16 protein-coding genes are annotated in these 15,306 nt (G+C 58.4%); 3 read left to right on the forward strand and 13 right to left on the reverse strand.

Annotation, left to right across the window (positions count from 1 at the left end; translation table 11 throughout):
• Positions 1 to 6 precede the first annotated feature (6 nt).
• A complete protein-coding gene (locus tag KF767_10825; GenBank protein MBX3018375.1) occupies positions 7 to 696 on the forward strand; it encodes a hypothetical protein in 690 nt (229 codons plus the stop codon).
• A gap of 6 nt (positions 697 to 702) precedes the next feature.
• Here the strand turns inward: KF767_10825 and KF767_10830 are convergent, their stop codons facing one another.
• Genes KF767_10830 through KF767_10840 form a run of 3 tightly spaced genes read right to left on the reverse strand, consistent with a single transcriptional unit; the run spans position 703 to position 2,532 of the window.
• Positions 703 to 1,407: a PilZ domain-containing protein gene (locus tag KF767_10830; protein MBX3018376.1), complete on the reverse strand. Its 705-nt coding sequence runs from the start codon at positions 1,405 to 1,407 to the stop codon at positions 703 to 705.
• A gap of 47 nt (positions 1,408 to 1,454) precedes the next feature.
• Positions 1,455 to 1,664: a hypothetical protein gene (locus tag KF767_10835; GenBank protein ID MBX3018377.1), complete on the reverse strand. Its 210-nt coding sequence runs from the start codon at positions 1,662 to 1,664 to the stop codon at positions 1,455 to 1,457.
• 40 nt (positions 1,665 to 1,704) lie between these two features.
• Positions 1,705 to 2,532, reverse strand: coding sequence for a YihY/virulence factor BrkB family protein (locus KF767_10840; protein MBX3018378.1), 828 nt, complete (start codon positions 2,530 to 2,532; stop codon positions 1,705 to 1,707).
• Between the two features lie 110 nt (positions 2,533 to 2,642).
• On the opposite strand from KF767_10840, the gene KF767_10845 reads away from it, so the two are divergent.
• A complete protein-coding gene (locus tag KF767_10845; protein ID MBX3018379.1) occupies positions 2,643 to 3,155 on the forward strand; it encodes a hypothetical protein in 513 nt (170 codons plus the stop codon).
• 3 nt (positions 3,156 to 3,158) lie between these two features.
• Here KF767_10845 and lysA read toward each other — a convergent pair whose 3' ends face one another.
• Positions 3,159 to 4,346, reverse strand: a complete 1,188-nt coding sequence (lysA, locus tag KF767_10850; protein MBX3018380.1) for a diaminopimelate decarboxylase — start codon at positions 4,344 to 4,346, stop codon at positions 3,159 to 3,161.
• 3 nt (positions 4,347 to 4,349) lie between these two features.
• On the reverse strand, positions 4,350 to 5,618 hold the full coding sequence (locus tag KF767_10855; protein MBX3018381.1) for an aspartate kinase: 1,269 nt from the start codon (positions 5,616 to 5,618) through the stop codon (positions 4,350 to 4,352).
• 148 nt (positions 5,619 to 5,766) lie between these two features.
• Between KF767_10855 and KF767_10860 the strand changes: the two genes are divergently transcribed.
• Positions 5,767 to 7,059 (forward strand): PilZ domain-containing protein, encoded by a 1,293-nt coding sequence (locus KF767_10860; protein ID MBX3018382.1) that lies wholly within the window; start codon positions 5,767 to 5,769, stop codon positions 7,057 to 7,059.
• 19 nt (positions 7,060 to 7,078) lie between these two features.
• Here KF767_10860 and KF767_10865 read toward each other — a convergent pair whose 3' ends face one another.
• The 8 genes from KF767_10865 to KF767_10900 form a co-directional block, all read right to left on the reverse strand.
• A complete protein-coding gene (locus KF767_10865; GenBank protein ID MBX3018383.1) occupies positions 7,079 to 8,788 on the reverse strand; it encodes an FHA domain-containing protein in 1,710 nt (569 codons plus the stop codon).
• 14 nt (positions 8,789 to 8,802) lie between these two features.
• Positions 8,803 to 9,081: a hypothetical protein gene (locus KF767_10870; GenBank protein ID MBX3018384.1), complete on the reverse strand. Its 279-nt coding sequence runs from the start codon at positions 9,079 to 9,081 to the stop codon at positions 8,803 to 8,805.
• A gap of 2 nt (positions 9,082 to 9,083) precedes the next feature.
• Complete coding sequence (locus tag KF767_10875; GenBank protein ID MBX3018385.1) at positions 9,084 to 12,122, reverse strand: hypothetical protein; 3,039 nt, start codon at positions 12,120 to 12,122, stop codon at positions 9,084 to 9,086.
• Between the two features lie 17 nt (positions 12,123 to 12,139).
• Positions 12,140 to 13,282, reverse strand: a complete 1,143-nt coding sequence (locus KF767_10880) for a hypothetical protein (GenBank protein MBX3018386.1) — start codon at positions 13,280 to 13,282, stop codon at positions 12,140 to 12,142.
• Positions 13,282 to 13,746, reverse strand: a complete 465-nt coding sequence (locus KF767_10885) for a biopolymer transporter ExbD (GenBank protein ID MBX3018387.1) — start codon at positions 13,744 to 13,746, stop codon at positions 13,282 to 13,284. Before KF767_10885 ends, KF767_10880 begins: the two co-directional genes overlap by 1 nt.
• 21 nt (positions 13,747 to 13,767) lie before the next feature.
• Positions 13,768 to 14,277: a biopolymer transporter ExbD gene (locus tag KF767_10890; GenBank protein MBX3018388.1), complete on the reverse strand. Its 510-nt coding sequence runs from the start codon at positions 14,275 to 14,277 to the stop codon at positions 13,768 to 13,770.
• Entirely contained in the window at positions 14,270 to 14,920 is a 651-nt protein-coding gene (locus KF767_10895; protein ID MBX3018389.1) for a MotA/TolQ/ExbB proton channel family protein, read from the reverse strand. Before KF767_10895 ends, KF767_10890 begins: the two co-directional genes overlap by 8 nt.
• A gap of 10 nt (positions 14,921 to 14,930) precedes the next feature.
• The coding region (locus KF767_10900) for a hypothetical protein (protein ID MBX3018390.1) at positions 14,931 to 15,306 on the reverse strand (376 nt) is incomplete at its 5' end.

Raw genomic sequence — 15,306 nt, forward strand, 5'->3', positions numbered from 1 at the left:
TTCCAGATGGCGCGCAAAAAAACGCGGAACGTGCGGCGAGTAACCACGACCTTGGTCGGTTTGGCGTTGGTGGCTTCGGGCTGTCAGTCGACCTCGGATCAGAACCGCTACAAACCCACCGACGAGAAACCGCCGCTGGTCGACGCGAAGTACTCGCTGAGCGCCGATCGCGAAAAGCTCGAACAGCTGCGCCACGAAGTCCCCACGGACACGAAGCAGGCCAATGACGAAGAGGCTCTGATTCTTCAGCTTTTCCAGGACACAAAACGTGAGCCCTCCGAGATCCGCCGGACCTTCGACCAGATGGTGCGCAAGAAGCGTGAAGCCATGGACCGGGACATCAAGAAGGAGCGCGACGAATTCGGTCGCAACGAAAAGAGTGCCCGCGATCAGTTTTTGAAAGAGCAGTCGCGCGCGCGCGACGTGAATCGGGGCAAGAAACTTGGCCGCGAAGAGACGAAACGTTTCTTCGACGATCAGGACGCCGCCCGCCGCGAGTTCTTCGCGAACGAGCGCGACAAACGTCAAGACTTTGAATCGCAGATCCGCGAAAAGCGAAAGAACTTCGAGGATTACAGCCGTTCGAAAACGAACGAGTTCAACTCGGAAATGCGGTCTTTCGAAAAGCGCAAGCGCGACGAAGCCGAGGCCGCGAAGAAAGCGGCGAAGGAAAAAGAGCAAGCCGCGAAAAAGTAGGTCGTTTTACAGGCGGGCGAAGAGCTCGCGGTACAGGTCCATGACCGTCGCGGCCATGCGGTTTTTCTCGGGTTCGGATTGGTAGAAGAACTCCAGCCCCAGCCAACGGCCGTCGGGGCGGTGGGGTTGCTTGCTTTGGTGTTTCACCGTGCAGATGACGGGGAAGTCCGGGCGGCCCGGAAGTCTCAAGATCCCCTTGAAGGTCGTGCCCGGCTTCATGTCCAGGTCCAGGGGCGGCAACTCGACTTTGCATCCGCCACCGCTCAAATCGACGACGTGGAAGCTTTGGTTGAAAGGCGCGCCGAACAGCTCCGGAATCTGAATCGTCCCGCGAAAACCGGCGGGCAGGCGCAGGCGGAAGAACTCGCGGCGCTGGACGCGGAAGAGTTTTTTCTCCATCGAGAGCGATACGAACTCACCGTCACGGTGAAAGGGCACGTTCGAAATGTATTTCTGCGCATTCGTTTGGAATTGCAGAATGAGTTCACCGGACTTGAAGTTGAAATTGTCGTCCGTCGGCACGCAAAGCAGCGAGCTTCCCTGAACCAATCGCGGGGCAAGGACGTGCACGATGTCGTCTTTTTGCTCGGCCACGCGCACGATCACTTCCTGTTGGCCTTTGATCACGTCGTAGATGATTTTCATTTTTTCGGAAGGATCCGAAACCAGTTGGAAGATGTTATTCGGGCCCAGATCGATCATGCGTGACATGACTTTATTTTGCGGCAGACGTGCGCGAAGTCAACGTAGGTACGCGGTTAGGCGCCACGTTTGACCTTCTCATAGACCTTGAGCGCGGCCGCGCGGCGCCGCAGATCGGCTTCGGTCCTTTTGTTTTGGCCGTCACGTTTACGGTTGATGAACTCGACCAGATTATTGAGTCCCGGCGCGGCTGCGATCTTTGGATCGTCGGAGGCGCGCGGGGCCGGATCGGGAAGGTCCTTCAACCACGTTTTGAGGAAAGACATGGACTGAGTTTACCATTCCGGAGGCCGTCAAGAGGAAGCGTCAGTTTGAGACGGGAATGCCGGTGATCTTTTCGTCGGCGTCGGACGTGCGCCGCGTTTGATTTTGGGAAAGGCTCGAGTTCACAACGAGACCCGCCAGCACCATGTACCACGCGAGCAAAACGTAGATCATCAGCGCCGGTAACGTCGCGAAGCTACCGTACACTTTCGAATAGTTGAAGACTTGCTTTACGAGGAATCCGAACGAGCTTTGCACCAAAAATAGTCCCGCCAAGCTGACGAAGCTCGCGGTGAAGGCCACACGCCAGCGCACCTTCACGGGTGGCATCAGTTTATGGATGCAAAGAAGCACGCCCAAAATGAAGAGCCATCCGTCGCCGAGGAAGCCGACCGTGTCGCCGAAAATGGGAATCGCGGTGACCGTCACGAACAGCGCCGCGGCCAGGGGAAGTCCCAATAGCGCCAGCCAGTAGAACAGGTAGCGCTTCCAGGCGCGGTGTTTGTGCTTCTGGCTGAAGATGAGTTGGATGCCGAGATCCAAGTCCCGCAGGATTTGCAGACTGCCGATCAAAAGGAAGGCCGCCCCGAAGACCCCGATGTGGGCGTTCTGCAGACGTCCGACCGACTTCTTCACCCAGGCGAGCGTTCCCGGCCCCATGGTGTCGCGGAAGTGGTCGAGCATCAGGGTTTCGATTCTGGGCATCAGGAAGTCGAAGCGATCCAGAAAAGCGATCAAGCCGAACACGACGGCGAAGAAAGGGATCAGCGACAGAAGCGTCGTGAACGACAGCGAATTCGCCAGCAGGTTCAATTGCGTTTTCGACAGCGTTTTCCACAGGCGCCGGGCCCAGGCCTTCAATCCCACCATGCCCTCAGCCTAAAGCGCGCGCGCCGGAATGTATAGCCGCGGGGCCGGTCAAAGGGCCGGAGCGCGCGACCCGTGGCCCCGTTCCCTTTCGGCTATGGCACAATGAGGACATGCGGTGGTTCTTTATCCTTTCGGTCGTTCTGCACGCTTTTCTGTTCGTTGGGCTCGCGCTCTACCTGCGCTCCGGCTCGGGCGCGTCGGGCTCGCCGTTCGCGGAAACCTTGCCGACGTCCACGACCCATCCGGCGATGGGTTTACTTCCGGCGCCGGAAGTAAAACGATCGGGCGCAAATCCGCGTGAACGTGTTGAATTCGAAATCGTGGAAACCCTTGTCCGGCCGACGAACGCCGAGACCGCCACGCCGACCAAAGCGGCGGTTCGTCCCCCGGCGGTCCCGAAACCCGCCACTGGATTTAAGCTGAAGCAAGTTGAGGGATACCACATCACGATCGCCCCCAGTTTTACCGGGGCGCCGGTGGAAGAAAAAGCGGCAAAACCAGAATCGGCCGAAGCCGGGGTGGCCGTGAAGGGGCCTGCGAAGGAAGAGCCCGTGGCCGTCCCGTCGGACGTCCCACTGCCGCCCGGGTTCGTGCCGGCGGCGCAGGTTCAAGGGGAAGACTAAATCTTAGGGGAGCAGCACGCGTTCGGCGCGCGCCTTCGCGTTGTACTCGCTGCCCATTTCGTATCCGTAGGCGCCCGCATCCGCGATGACCAGTCGATCGCCCTCTTGCATGACGGGGAGCGGACATTTCTTCGCCAGAAAGTCGGACGACTCGCAGATCGGACCCACGACATCGTAAACGTCATCGGCGACACCTTCGCGCATCGGGAAGACGCGGTGAATGGCACTGTAAAGCGACGGGCGGATCAAATGGTGCATCCCCGAGTCGACGATCAGAAAGTTTTTGTACGGAGTCGTCTTCACGTATTCGACCGAAGTCACCAGCACGCCGCTGTGACCGACGATCCAGCGACCCGGTTCAAGTTGCAGCTGGTAGGGACGACCCGCGAGTTCCGCCAAGACCATCCGTGCGTACTCGCGCAGGAGTTCGGCTTCGTCGGCATGACGATCGGCTTCGTAGTAGATGCCCAATCCGCCGCCCAAATCGAGGTTCTCGATTTTGAAACCCGCGGTTTCGACTTCTTTCGCGAAATCCAAAACCCACAGCAAGGCGTCGCGATAGTCGTGCAGTTTGAAAAGCTGTGACCCGATATGCAATGTCAGTCCACGAAAGTGCAACTGCTGTGGATGGGCCTTCAGTACGTCCAAACAACGAAGGGCCGCGCCCTTTTCGAGGCCAAACTTGTTCTCGCGAAAGCCGGTCGTGATGTAGGGATGGGTTTCCGCGCTGATGTCGGGATTCAAGCGCAAAGCCACGGGGGCCTTGACGCCCAGCTCGGCCGCGACTTTCTGGATACGCAAAAGTTCGGGCTCGCTTTCGACGTTGATTTGCTGGATGCCGGCGCGCAGGGCCGCCCGAAGCTCGTCCACGGATTTTCCCACGCCCGAGAAGACGATGCGGTCCGCGGGGAATCCGGCCTGCAGCGCGATCGCGAGTTCGCCGCCCGAAACGATGTCCACGCCCGCGCCCAGCTTCGCCAAGTTCGCGAGGATTTCGGGATGGGAGTTCGACTTCATCGCGAAGTGCAGCTCGGCCTTGCCGTCGAACGCGTCGACCATCGTTTGGTAGCGACTCGCGATGCCGCTCCATTCGTAAGCGTAAAACGGCGTGGCGCGATCTTGCAGATCCGCCAGGCGGTGCTCTTTCAAGCCGAAAACCAATTCGCCGTTTTTGTACTTCAGGAAAGCCATGGCTTAGTTGTTATCCAAATCGAAGCGGGAGTGCATCGCTTGCGCCGCTTTGGTCAGATTTTCGCTATCGATGACGGCGCTGATCTTGATCTCGGAGGTCGTGACCAGATGGATCGGCACGTTTTGTTCGTTCAAAACTTCGAAGAAACGTGCCGCAACACCGGGGTGATTCCGCATGCCGACGCCGACGACCGAGATCTTCGCGACTTTGTCCATGACCGTGATATCGGTTTTCGTGCCTTTGAGCAGACCCGCGAGCACCGTTTGTGTGAGCGGCATATCTTCGACGGTCGTCGAGAACGCGATCTTCTGACCTTCTTGCATCTCGGATTGCGTGATGATGTCGACGACGACGCCTTTTTTCGCGAGCTCGTCGAACAGACGCGCCATGAACTGCGGTCCTTTCTCGACGGGGAAAAGTTGGAAGATCACGGTGTTCGGATCGTGAGTGACGGATGTGACCGCGGCGTTTTCCATGATTTCTCCTTCGGGGACGATCCAGGTGCCGGACCGTTTTTCAAATGTACTGCGGACGTGAATGCGGACGTTGTACTTCGCGCCGATTTCGACCGAGCGGATATGCAAGACTTTCGAGCCCAGCGACGCCATCTCCATCATCTCGTCGAATGACAGACGGGGGATTTCGCGGGCTTTGGGAATTAAACGAGGATCCGCCGAAAAAACGGCGGGAACGTCCGTGTAGATTTCGCATTCGCCCAGACCCAAAGCCGCCGCGACCGCGACGCCCGTGGTGTCCGATCCGCCGCGCCCGAGCGTCGTGATGTTCATGCGCTCGTCGACCCCTTGGAAGCCGGCGACCACGGGAATGATTTTTTCCTTCATGCAGCGTTCGATCTCGGCGGTCGAGATGCGCTGGATGCGCGCCTTCGAGTGAATCGAATCCGTGTGAATTCCCAACTGGAACGCGAGGAAGGGCTGCGCGCGCAGGCCGCGTTTCTCGAGCGCGATGCAAAGCAGACCGACCGAAACCTGCTCGCCCGAAGCGACCAGCAAGTCGTACGCGGCGCCACGGTAGCGGGGATCGATCGATTGCGCGAGCGAGACCAGGCGATTGGTTTCACCCGACATCGCCGAGACCACCGCGATCGGGTACACGCCCTGACCGACGGACTCTTGCAGAAGATCCGCGACGGCCTCGATGCGCTCGATACTGCCGACGGAGGTGCCGCCGAATTTTTTGACGATCCATCCGGGCCAAGCGCTTGGACTTTGGGCCGGGGACGAGGTTTTAGAAGCGGTATTGGCGTTCATGATTGAGGCATTAAAGAAAAGCGGCTCGGGATGGTCAACGGTAAACTCTGGACCTATGTCAGGTTTTCCGTCGTCGGGGCGCGGGGAGAGCCGGAATGTTTCAACTTCGCGGTCCGGTTTCCGAAAAGAATTTCGGAGGAACAGCTCTATGTCGCATCCTTTGTGGACGCTTTATAACAGTGTCACCGAACAAACTATCGAGAATCTCGATGTTCCCGGTGCCGTGGGCGCTTTGAGCACTTACTCCATGGAAGAGCTCGCCGTCTGGTTCGCCTGGCATGAAGGATTGTCAGACTGGAAACCCATTTTGGAACTGCCGGAGTTCGCGGGTCAGCTTCAGCCGCAGTCGGAAGTGACTCAGCCGGCGATCCCGGCCAAGCCCGCTTTGAGTTTGGTCGCCGAACCGGCACCGACCCCGGCGGCACCGACGCCCGAGCCGGTCGCCCCGGAGGCGCCCGTCCCCGTCGAACCTCTCGCGGAGGCCGCTCCCACTCCCGCACCGGTCACGACCGAAGCGTGGGAACCCGAGGTTTTCGAGGAGGATGTCTCTGAGAAGACCGCGTTCGGTTACCGCCCCCCGCAAGATGAAGTCACGAAGACCGTCGAAGTGACGGTCACCAACTTCGAGGTGACCGAGGTCACCGAAGTGACCGCCATCGGTCACGCGGCGCCTACCCCGGCGGCCCCCGTCGCGCCGGCTCCGGCTCCGGTCGCCGCTCCGCTGCCGACCCCGTCGTTCGAAGTCCCCGCCGCCGCATGGACGGCCCCGCAGGTGGACGCTCCGGTCGAGTCCGCTCCGCCGGCTTCCGCGCCTGCGGACGTCGCCCAAACGGATGACGGCACTCACCTCTTCTGGATGACCGAAGGTCCCGACGGGCAAATGCAACCCGCAAGTCTTGATGAGATGACGGGAAGCCACGTCCATACGGGCGCGGCGCCGGTCGTTTTGTCGGAAGAATCCGAGCATCTTGCCGCGCAAGCGGAGTCGATGCCCGAACATGGCGATTCGGTCGTGGCGAAAGTTGGCACGCCCTCGCGCCAAGCTTCGTTTCCGCTCGCGAGCGGTTCGGCTCCGGGCGGTACTCCCGCATCGAGCGCTTCGAACAGCTCGGGCGCCGATCGCCGTAAGTATCCGCGTTTCGACATTCGTTATCGCGTGATCGTACGGAACGACAATCTGACCTTCCGGACATTCAGCCGCAACATTTCTTTGGGCGGAGTCGCTCTGGAAATGCCGGTGCCCGAAGCGCTGCTGGGTTCGGAATGCCAAATCTACGTTGGCAATCCGCGCACGGGTGAAAACATCCGTTTTTCCGGGAAGCTTGTCGCCAATCGCAACGACTCGCAGTTCTTCGTGTTCTTGAAGTCGTCGCCCGACAGCCTGACCAAACTGCAAAAGTGGGTCGAGGCGCACCAGTCGCACAGCAAACGCGCGGGTTGATCCCGCGCGCCGGTCCACCCTATCGGGATGAAGTGAACTGCCAGGGGTAATTGACGATCGTCGATTGCCCATTCGCCGATTTCGGCCATTGAATCCCGCGCACCACGTCCAAAACGCAACCTTCGAGCGAGGGCAGTTTCAATTCACTGCGTTCGAGCTTCGCGTTCGAGGTCGCCCCGTTCGCCGTGATCGTCCAGCTGAGGACCATGCGGCCTTTGATTTTCGGTTTTACGAGCAGTGCTTTTTCGTAGCAGTTTCGAATCTCTTTGTTGTACGTGCGGATGGTCCGCAGCACCGAAGCCCGATCTAATCCACCCGTCACGCTTTCGCGACCGGTGTTGCCGCGGGCATCGTTGTTCGTATAGCGCACGCTCGCCAGGCTTCCCGATTCGGAGCCCTGCAAACTACCCAGATTATTCACGGCGCCTTGATCGGACGCTTTCACCGAGGTCGAAGCTTCGTCCAAAGAACGGCCTTTGTCGCGATCGGCGATTTCGCCAGCGGGCGCCTGTTTCACGACGAAGCCGCCCTTACCGGAAGCGGTGTCCGAAACGATCCCTTGATTCAACACGCGGTCCGCCTTCACTTGGGCGTCTTTTTTCGCACGTAAATTGGCGAGCAGCCCCATCTTCGTGACGTCCTTCTTTTCCGCCGGGGCGGAAGGACGGTTTTCTTTCGGCGGAGCTTTTTCCGGAGCGACGGCTTCGGCTTTCTGCTGAATCACTTCCTGTACGGGAACATTCGACATCGGCACGGCCTCTTCGCGAGGTTGCGCGGGCTCGAAAAGTTCCTGCTCTTTTTCCGAGGGCGGCGCGGGCGGGGGCAGCGAGCTGACCACGACCTGCGCGATCCGCGGGGGCGTGGGATCTTTGATGGCTTCCTCTAACGGCAGTCGCGCAACGATGAAGATGACCAGCATGAGCACGGCGAGCGCGCCCACGTTCCACAAAAGGAACGGGTCCTTCCAGTTGATGCGTGGTGCGGGCGGGGATTTGACCTCGGGGACCAGACGTAAATAGTAATCGTGCAGGTTCCAACGAACCTGCAGCAGATCGTTCGGCCCCAGAACGGTTTCCTTCAAGTCATCCTGACGAATCGGGAAGCCCCGCAAGTAGGCCCGGGCCTCGGGGACGCGCTCGAGACTGAATTGTGCCCGTGACTCGTGCGGCGTGTGCATCATGACCTGAGGCAAGTCGGGAAGCGCGTGGTAACCGATCTTGAAGGTTCCCAGCTGGGTATGGCTGATATCGACCACGCGTTCACGTTGGGAATCGACGGTCACGATCTCCAGAATTTGCGACTCACTGTGGAAGGTGTAGGACGTATCGTCTTCGTCGCGGTGCTGACGCAGGCGCGAGGACAGAAGTCCCTTCTTCACTTGGGTTTCTGCGAGGGGATCGAAGAACCAACGGAACTCGAAATCCGAAACGGCGACTTTTTCCCGTCCGATGAGTTGCCCCATCCCGGAGCCCGTATCCGACGCCGCCGTCGCGTCCACGGAAGCCGCATCGGCCGCGATGCCGGCGTAAATGTCGAGGATGGACCAGTCCATTTCACCGGGTTGGGGCTCGCCTTCGCCGATCCACTCGATCAAGAAGTGGACGGGGCGGATGCCGGGATAGCGCAGGACGATGTCGCACGCCGGGGAGCGACCGACGAGTACACTCGCTTTGTCGACCGCTGCGCGGGTCAGCTCACGTCCGTTTTTCGAAATCTCCAGAACCCACATTATTTAAATCCGTCCTATTTGCCTTGGCGCCGGTAGAGGGGTTTGCGGTTGCGTTCGACCGCATGGAAGTCGTTGAAGTTGCCACGTAGATACATGACCGCGTCCAGATCGGGCGTTCCCACGTCCATCTGCAAGAAGAGCTGCGGCGCCTTCCGTTGCCCTTCGATGACCTCGGTTTCGAAATCCAAAACTTTGCCGGCATTGGCACCGGTTTCGGTGATCTCGACGTCTTCCTGAGCGAAGGCGAGGCTCGCGGCGAAAAGGGGAATAAGGGCGAGGACTCGTAGTTTCATCGTTACTCCTTCGCCGCCGACAGGCTGAGGTTTTTCCACTTTTCGAAAAGATCTTTTTGTCCGAGCTCGTTCAGTTCGCTGGCGACATAACGGGCCAGGCCCGGATTGGCCGGTTGCGAGAAAAGAATGCGGGTCCGCAGCTCAAAATAGGCGCCGCCCGCAAGCCCTTCGGTTTTCCACTGATCCAGCGCGATCAGCGCGCCGGCATACTGTTTCTTCTTCAGCAAATCTGCGACGACATCCGTGGCTTCACCTTTCGGCGTGGGCCAGCGATCGAGGGCCGGGAAGGCCAAAGGCGACGCCGGCGATGCGGCGGCGTTCTTTTCGACGCCCGCGGCGATTTTTCGATACTCGGCCGCTTGTTTCGTGAATTCACCGGCAAGTTCCGCGATGGCGGCCTTGTATTCCGCGACTTGGGCCTTCGCCAGGCCGTCGGGGAGGGGGGCCTTCTCGAGCACGTCGGCGGTCCGCTCTTCCGCTTTTTCGGCGGCCTTCAAGATTTCGATTTGTTCATTGGGCGCGCGGCCCTCGAGGTCCTTCACGACACGCGTGCGAAGCCCGCGCACTTTTTCGGCGGCGGTCTGCGCTTGGGTTTCGTATTTCGCTTTCGATGTCTTCGCGGTGGGGAAAGTGATCTTCGCCAAGTCCTTCAGGGCTTTAGAGGCACCCGCGGGCGCGACGGGACCGTCGTAGACGCCGCGTAGAGCCCCTTTCAATTTCGCGGGCACGACGGGATCCAGACGTTTTTGGTCGACCTGCAATGCCAGTAACAGAAGTTTCTTCTCGTTTTCGTTGCGCGGTGCCTGCGCGCTGAGTTCCTTGATCAAGTTTTCGGGAAGGGTCAAAGCCCACACGCCGAAGATGTACTCCCGCGCTTTGGTATCTTTGATGGAAAGCCCGGCGCCGCCGTTCAATCCTACCGTGGCCGAAGCGAAGGCGAGCTCCAAGACGCCCTTCTGCGGAGAAGCGGCGTAGTCCTGGGTCATCGCGATCGCTTTGGCGAACTCGCCTTTGCGCAAGTGGTACTGCGCGAGACCTTGAATCTGCGCGCCGTAGGCTTTGGCGCGACGGGCGGCGGGAACGTTCATCAGTTCACCGCTCGCCTGATCGAACATTTTGCGCTCAAGCAGTTGCTCGATCAGGTTTTTGCGGGCCACGTCCGCCTTTTCGGCGTCGGGATTCGATTTCAAGAATTCGCTGACGTTCTTCGCATAGTCTTCGAACTTATTCCCGGCCAAGTTTTTCTGCGCGAGTTTCAAGTTCGCCTCACGCGCGAGCGCGCGGGCGTCCTCGCTGAATTTGTCTTGCGTCAGTTTGAAGTCGGCGTTGGCGACGTCGAAATACTGTTCGGCCTGGAAACGCGCGAACTGCTGGCGGTAGAAAGACTCGGTGGTTTGCTCAAATTGATGGATCTTCGCGGCCAACGCGGCGGCATCGTCGAACTTCTTCTCATCCTGTTGCAAGCCGACCAGCCGTTTGGCGACCAGCGCCCAGTCCGCGTCGGGTTTGCGGTCGGCGATGAAGGTTTCCAGGCTTTGTCGAAGTTGCGGCTTCAGCGAGGCGTTTTCGGGAACCAAGTTGTCCAACGCGCGTAGCCGGCTCATTTGCGCGGCTTTGCGTAGGTTGGCGCCGGTTTTGGAGTCTTCCATGATGCGGTTCGAGACTTCGAGCGCGCACTTGTGCTTTTTCTGTTCCTCGCAGACCTTGATCCACAGCATGTACGAGTTTTCGCGTTCCCGGGAGGCCTGATAGTAGGAAATGTGGAAGAACAGCGCTTGCACCAAGCGGTCGGTGACAACGCCGGGTTCGATGTTTTCGGCGGTCTTGATCTTGCCGTTCAAAGTGTCGACGTGCGCGCGGATCAGGTGGAATAACTCCTGCTCGAGGTCGTTCGCCATCTCGCCCCACCGGGCCAGACCGGGCTTCCAACCGATCTTTTCGATTTCGTCCCGGATCGTGATGAATTCATTATAAGGCTCGGTCGCGGCGTACTCACGTTGCGATCCACGCAAAGTGGAAACCAGAATCTGCAGCCGTTTCACCGGATCTTTTTCGATCTTGGTCAGCTCGGCCAATAGTTCGGGTTTACGCTTCGTCGAGCTTTGCGTTTGGAAAAATCCGTAAACTTGAACCAGGAATTCGCCTTGGGAATCGCGGTCATCTTTGAAATTCGTTTTGGCGAACTGAATGATGTCCGTTTCGCCACGGTGAAGCGTGACGACGTAGGCAAGGTCTTTCAAAGCGTCGTAGCCGAAGGGACCCGCCGCTTCTTTACCCGCGATCATCAAGAAGTGTTTTTCGGCTTGATCGAGGTTGTTCAGATTCACGTAACACCAAGCCATCTTGTAGATCGCGAGGGTTTTCTGTGAGTCGTTATATTTCTTGAAATGGCGCTGGAAGATATCGAGCGAATCTTGGTAGCGGTCTTTTTCGAAGGACTGCTCGGCCAGAAAGAGCGACAGCGCCTGACCGTAGTTCGCCTGCGGATCGATGTCGATCGCTTGGCGGAAAGATTCCGCGGCGGCATTTTCATCGTTCAAGTTCAGGTGCGCCAATCCCATGTAGTACGCGGCCCGTGAGCGTTGGGCGGGGGCCAGACCACCGGCCGCGAGGACGGGTCCCAAACTCGTCACGACTTTGCGATTGGCGTCGCGTTCATTTTTCTTCTCAACCGCGGTCAGTTTGTCTTTCGCCCGGTAGGCTCCCGAGAGCGCCAAGTAGGTCCCGGCCTCGGAAAGCGTCAGCTTCGCGCGTTTTTCCGGATTCCGCTCGCTTTTGATGAGCGTTTGGAAACCTTTGATCATCGAGATGAGTTCTTTCGTCGATTTACTGGAAAGTTCACCCTGCGAAATCAAAAGGTCCGCTTGAACCACGCGGCCGGGTTTCTTGCGTACGACTTTCGCATCGGATTTCGCCGAGGCCGCGTTGGCCACGTTCCGTTGGGTGGTCGGTGCCGTCGCGCGCGCGTTGGCCTTGGGCTTTTTCGCCCAAACGGCATCCGGGATCAGGGGGGCCAGCGCGAGGGGAAGTAGCAACCCCATCACCGCGACGGCCCGTTTTATTTGGCCTCGGTTTTGGCGCACTGACTTTCTCCGATATACAAATGCTGTCCTAATTCATCGATCCAATCTTCGGCGTCTTCCACGGGCCAGAATTCACGCCGACTGGCCATCAAGGCCCCGCGATCGGGAACGACATCGGTCACGATGATTTCCTTGTCCAAGGCGACCGACAGCCGAGAATACGCAAGGACGGTTTTGAACTGCGATTCCAGGCGACGACGTTCGGAAGCGAAGCGGGACTCGAGGGCCTTCATGATGCTCGCTTGTTCCCTTAGTTTGGCGTCCTTATTCTTGTCGGCCGGAACTTCCGCGGTCGCCAACTTGTACAAAACCTTCGTTTCCACGTCCGATTGGGCCCACTCTTCCAGTCGGTAGTTGCCGGCCTTCGGGTCCAGACGTTTCATGATGGTTTCGACGTTCGAAAGGGCCTTTTTATGTTCGTCCATCCGGCAGAGCTTTTTGAACAGGTAAAGTTGAACCAAATAGGTCTCGGGCTCAAGGTAACTCGAGAAATAGGACGACTGCTGCGAGGCGATGGCCCCCATCGCGCGGTCATAACGTTTCGCGCGGAAGGCGGCCCACATCTTTTCGAAAAGGACTTGGCGGAACTTGTAATAATCCGGCGGAATCCACTCGTAGACTTCCATGGATTCAAGGTACCGGCCGGCTCCGTAAAGGGTGCGCGCCATATTGTGCACGACCGTCCAATACAGAAAACGGGGCGCGCGCGATCCGCGACGCATTTCTTTTTTTAGATGTCGGGCGACGATTTGGTACATGCGGAAGGCGTCGTTGAACTTCGACTGCGATTGCAATGCATCCGCGCGCGTGAGCGACGTATTGATTTGCCGTTCGACTTTCGAAGTGGGCGCTTTCACGGGTCTGAGGCGATCCCATTTGGCCAGGTAATCGAAACCGACTTGGGGGCGTTCATACAGAATTTGACGGACTTCCCACCACTGTTTGAAGGTCCGCGGCCGGGTGGTGAGCTGTTTCACCAAAACCCGCGCAAGGACGTCGTCACGCAGATCCACCGCGCCCTGGACTTCCTTAACCAGCGAATCCACCGAAGCGGGAGCCTGCGCGAAAGCGCCGGTCGCCGTGACTACTAAGATTGTCGAGATCCAATACCGCATCATCAGTCTCCAACCGCCACGAACAGGATGGATTGGAAACCCGAATCCCGGTAAAAGCGCAGAACATCGTACACGTCCCGGTAGGGGGTGTTCGCGTCGGCCACGATGTTCAAAAGGTAACCCGATTTTTTAATTTCGTTCGGTAGGGCCGCGAGGTATTCCCGGATGGCCTGACGCTGGATCGCGAGGTTTTCGCTTTCCGAATTGGGACGGAATTCCACGAGCGAGGCTTTCGACTCGTTGATCGACAAGGTTACCTTACCGTCATGAATCGTGACCTGCGGCGCGCTTTGAACCTGCGCGGTGTTCGAGGAGCGCGGCAGCTTCATCGAATTCGGCTGGAAAATGGAACTTTCCCCGAAAACCGTTCCCATAATCAGGAAGATGATCAGGATCGCGCAAATATCAATCAGCGCGGTGAGGTTCAAGGTGATGATCTCACGGTTGGGTCGGCGTCGAAAAAACATGTTTGAACCTCCTTTCTTTCTTTACTCGGACGTACGTGCGTCGACTTCGTTATATGAATACAAAACCACGTCCGGCAGCTGCTCGCGCGCGCCATCCATCATGGCGATCAGGATCTGGTAAGGGATCTCCGCGGATAGCGACATCTGCAGCGTGTTTTCATTCGGGTACTGATCTTTAAACTTTTTCACGAGCGCGCGGGTTTCGTCCTGCACGGTCATGGCCCGGCCCACCAGGAATTTGGGGGCGACGAGCGCCGTCTGCGCACCGGGTTTGGCCCCGCGCCACTCCAAGCGGATCTGCAAAGAATTGTCGCGGATGTAGGCCATCATCTTCGGCGCGAGTGGTTCGGTTTTTCCGGGCTCGGACATCACGGTGGTGACCGAGGAGGGCGGGACTTGCAGATTCGTAAAGCCCATGAACGTCGTCGACAACAATAGAAAGAAAATCACGCAGATCAACATGTCCATGATCGGCACGATATTCAGATCGATTTGGTTGCGACGTTGCTCGCGGCTAAACATTTCATCCATTCGACTGGCCGCGCTCCGATTCTTCGATCCAGGTGATCAATTGATAACCTGCGTTTTGGGCGTTGCCGACAATGTCGTCGGTCTTCGAGGTACAAAGCGTGTGGATGATCATCGCGATGACCCCGATGGTCAGACCGGTCGCGGTCGCGTACATGGCTTCGGAGATCCCGCGGCCCAGCAGCTCACCCTTGGTGGAGGCGTCGGCCGAGGCGATCGCCTCGAAGGTTTTGATCAGACCCGAAATCGTTCCGAGCAGTCCCAAGAGCGTCGAAACCCCGGCGATCAAGGCGATCAACGGAACCCGGCGTTCGCACTTACGGGTGACGTCGAGCACCGCGCCGCCCAGGGCAGAACGGATCGCTTCGCGTCCGTGTTCGATGGCCAGCAGACCCGACTTCAAGACGGACAGCTCGGGTGAACTCAGGTTTGAATTGCAGACTTGGATCGCCGAATTGTAGTCGCGGCGGAGAACCGCTTGGCGAACTTTGGTCAACGCATCCTGCGCCTGAATCGAAAGTTTAAAGTAGAGGGTCGAGATTCGGTCGTAGGTCAGCACGGCCAAGATCACGCCCGAGGCGAGAATGAACCACGCGGCGGCCCCGCCATGCGCGATTACGGTTTGAATTGCGGTGAAGATTCCCACGTTGCTCCCCCTAGAAATAGAACATGAGCCCGGACTCGATGACGGCCACGGGATTGGATTGTTTTTTTCCGTCTACGATTGTTTCCAGCATGTTGAGGCCGGTTCCGATACGCAGGTTGAACCACGGATAAAGAAAGTAAGTCTTCCCGACGAGCAGGGCCAACCGGCTACCGGTTCCGGTGTCGAATTGGATGAGCGAATAGCCGAACTTGAAGAACGTATCGGACCGAACGATCGAGTAGGGACCCCAAGAATCTTTTCCGTAGGCCGGAAGCCAAAGCAGTTCGATTCCGTACTGCGAGGTCGGCTTCGCGGTCTTGATCGCGACACCGGGGGCGATCTCTTGCAACTTTTTGACGATGCTGCGGTCCTGCGTAATGAAGGCG

Source organism: Pseudobdellovibrionaceae bacterium (genome assembly GCA_019637875.1).
Classification (GTDB): Bacteria; Bdellovibrionota; Bdellovibrionia; order Bdellovibrionales; family Bdellovibrionaceae; genus JAHBUW01.

Bases quoted from the DNA above. Each gene is read 5' to 3' on its own strand.
- KF767_10825 (MBX3018375.1), top strand. From the start codon at position 7: ATGGCGCGCAAAAAAACGCGGAACGTGCGGCGAGTAACCACGACCTTG.
- KF767_10830 (MBX3018376.1), bottom strand. From the start codon at position 1,407: ATGTCACGCATGATCGATCTGGGCCCGAATAACATCTTCCAACTGGTT.
- KF767_10835 (MBX3018377.1), bottom strand. From the start codon at position 1,664: ATGTCTTTCCTCAAAACGTGGTTGAAGGACCTTCCCGATCCGGCCCCG.
- KF767_10840 (MBX3018378.1), bottom strand. From the start codon at position 2,532: ATGGTGGGATTGAAGGCCTGGGCCCGGCGCCTGTGGAAAACGCTGTCG.
- KF767_10845 (MBX3018379.1), top strand. From the start codon at position 2,643: ATGCGGTGGTTCTTTATCCTTTCGGTCGTTCTGCACGCTTTTCTGTTC.
- lysA (MBX3018380.1), bottom strand. From the start codon at position 4,346: ATGGCTTTCCTGAAGTACAAAAACGGCGAATTGGTTTTCGGCTTGAAA.
- KF767_10855 (MBX3018381.1), bottom strand. From the start codon at position 5,618: ATGAACGCCAATACCGCTTCTAAAACCTCGTCCCCGGCCCAAAGTCCA.
- KF767_10860 (MBX3018382.1), top strand. From the start codon at position 5,767: ATGTCGCATCCTTTGTGGACGCTTTATAACAGTGTCACCGAACAAACT.
- KF767_10865 (MBX3018383.1), bottom strand. From the start codon at position 8,788: ATGTGGGTTCTGGAGATTTCGAAAAACGGACGTGAGCTGACCCGCGCA.
- KF767_10870 (MBX3018384.1), bottom strand. From the start codon at position 9,081: ATGAAACTACGAGTCCTCGCCCTTATTCCCCTTTTCGCCGCGAGCCTC.
- KF767_10875 (MBX3018385.1), bottom strand. From the start codon at position 12,122: ATGGGGTTGCTACTTCCCCTCGCGCTGGCCCCCCTGATCCCGGATGCC.
- KF767_10880 (MBX3018386.1), bottom strand. From the start codon at position 13,282: ATGATGCGGTATTGGATCTCGACAATCTTAGTAGTCACGGCGACCGGC.
- KF767_10885 (MBX3018387.1), bottom strand. From the start codon at position 13,746: ATGTTTTTTCGACGCCGACCCAACCGTGAGATCATCACCTTGAACCTC.
- KF767_10890 (MBX3018388.1), bottom strand. From the start codon at position 14,277: ATGGATGAAATGTTTAGCCGCGAGCAACGTCGCAACCAAATCGATCTG.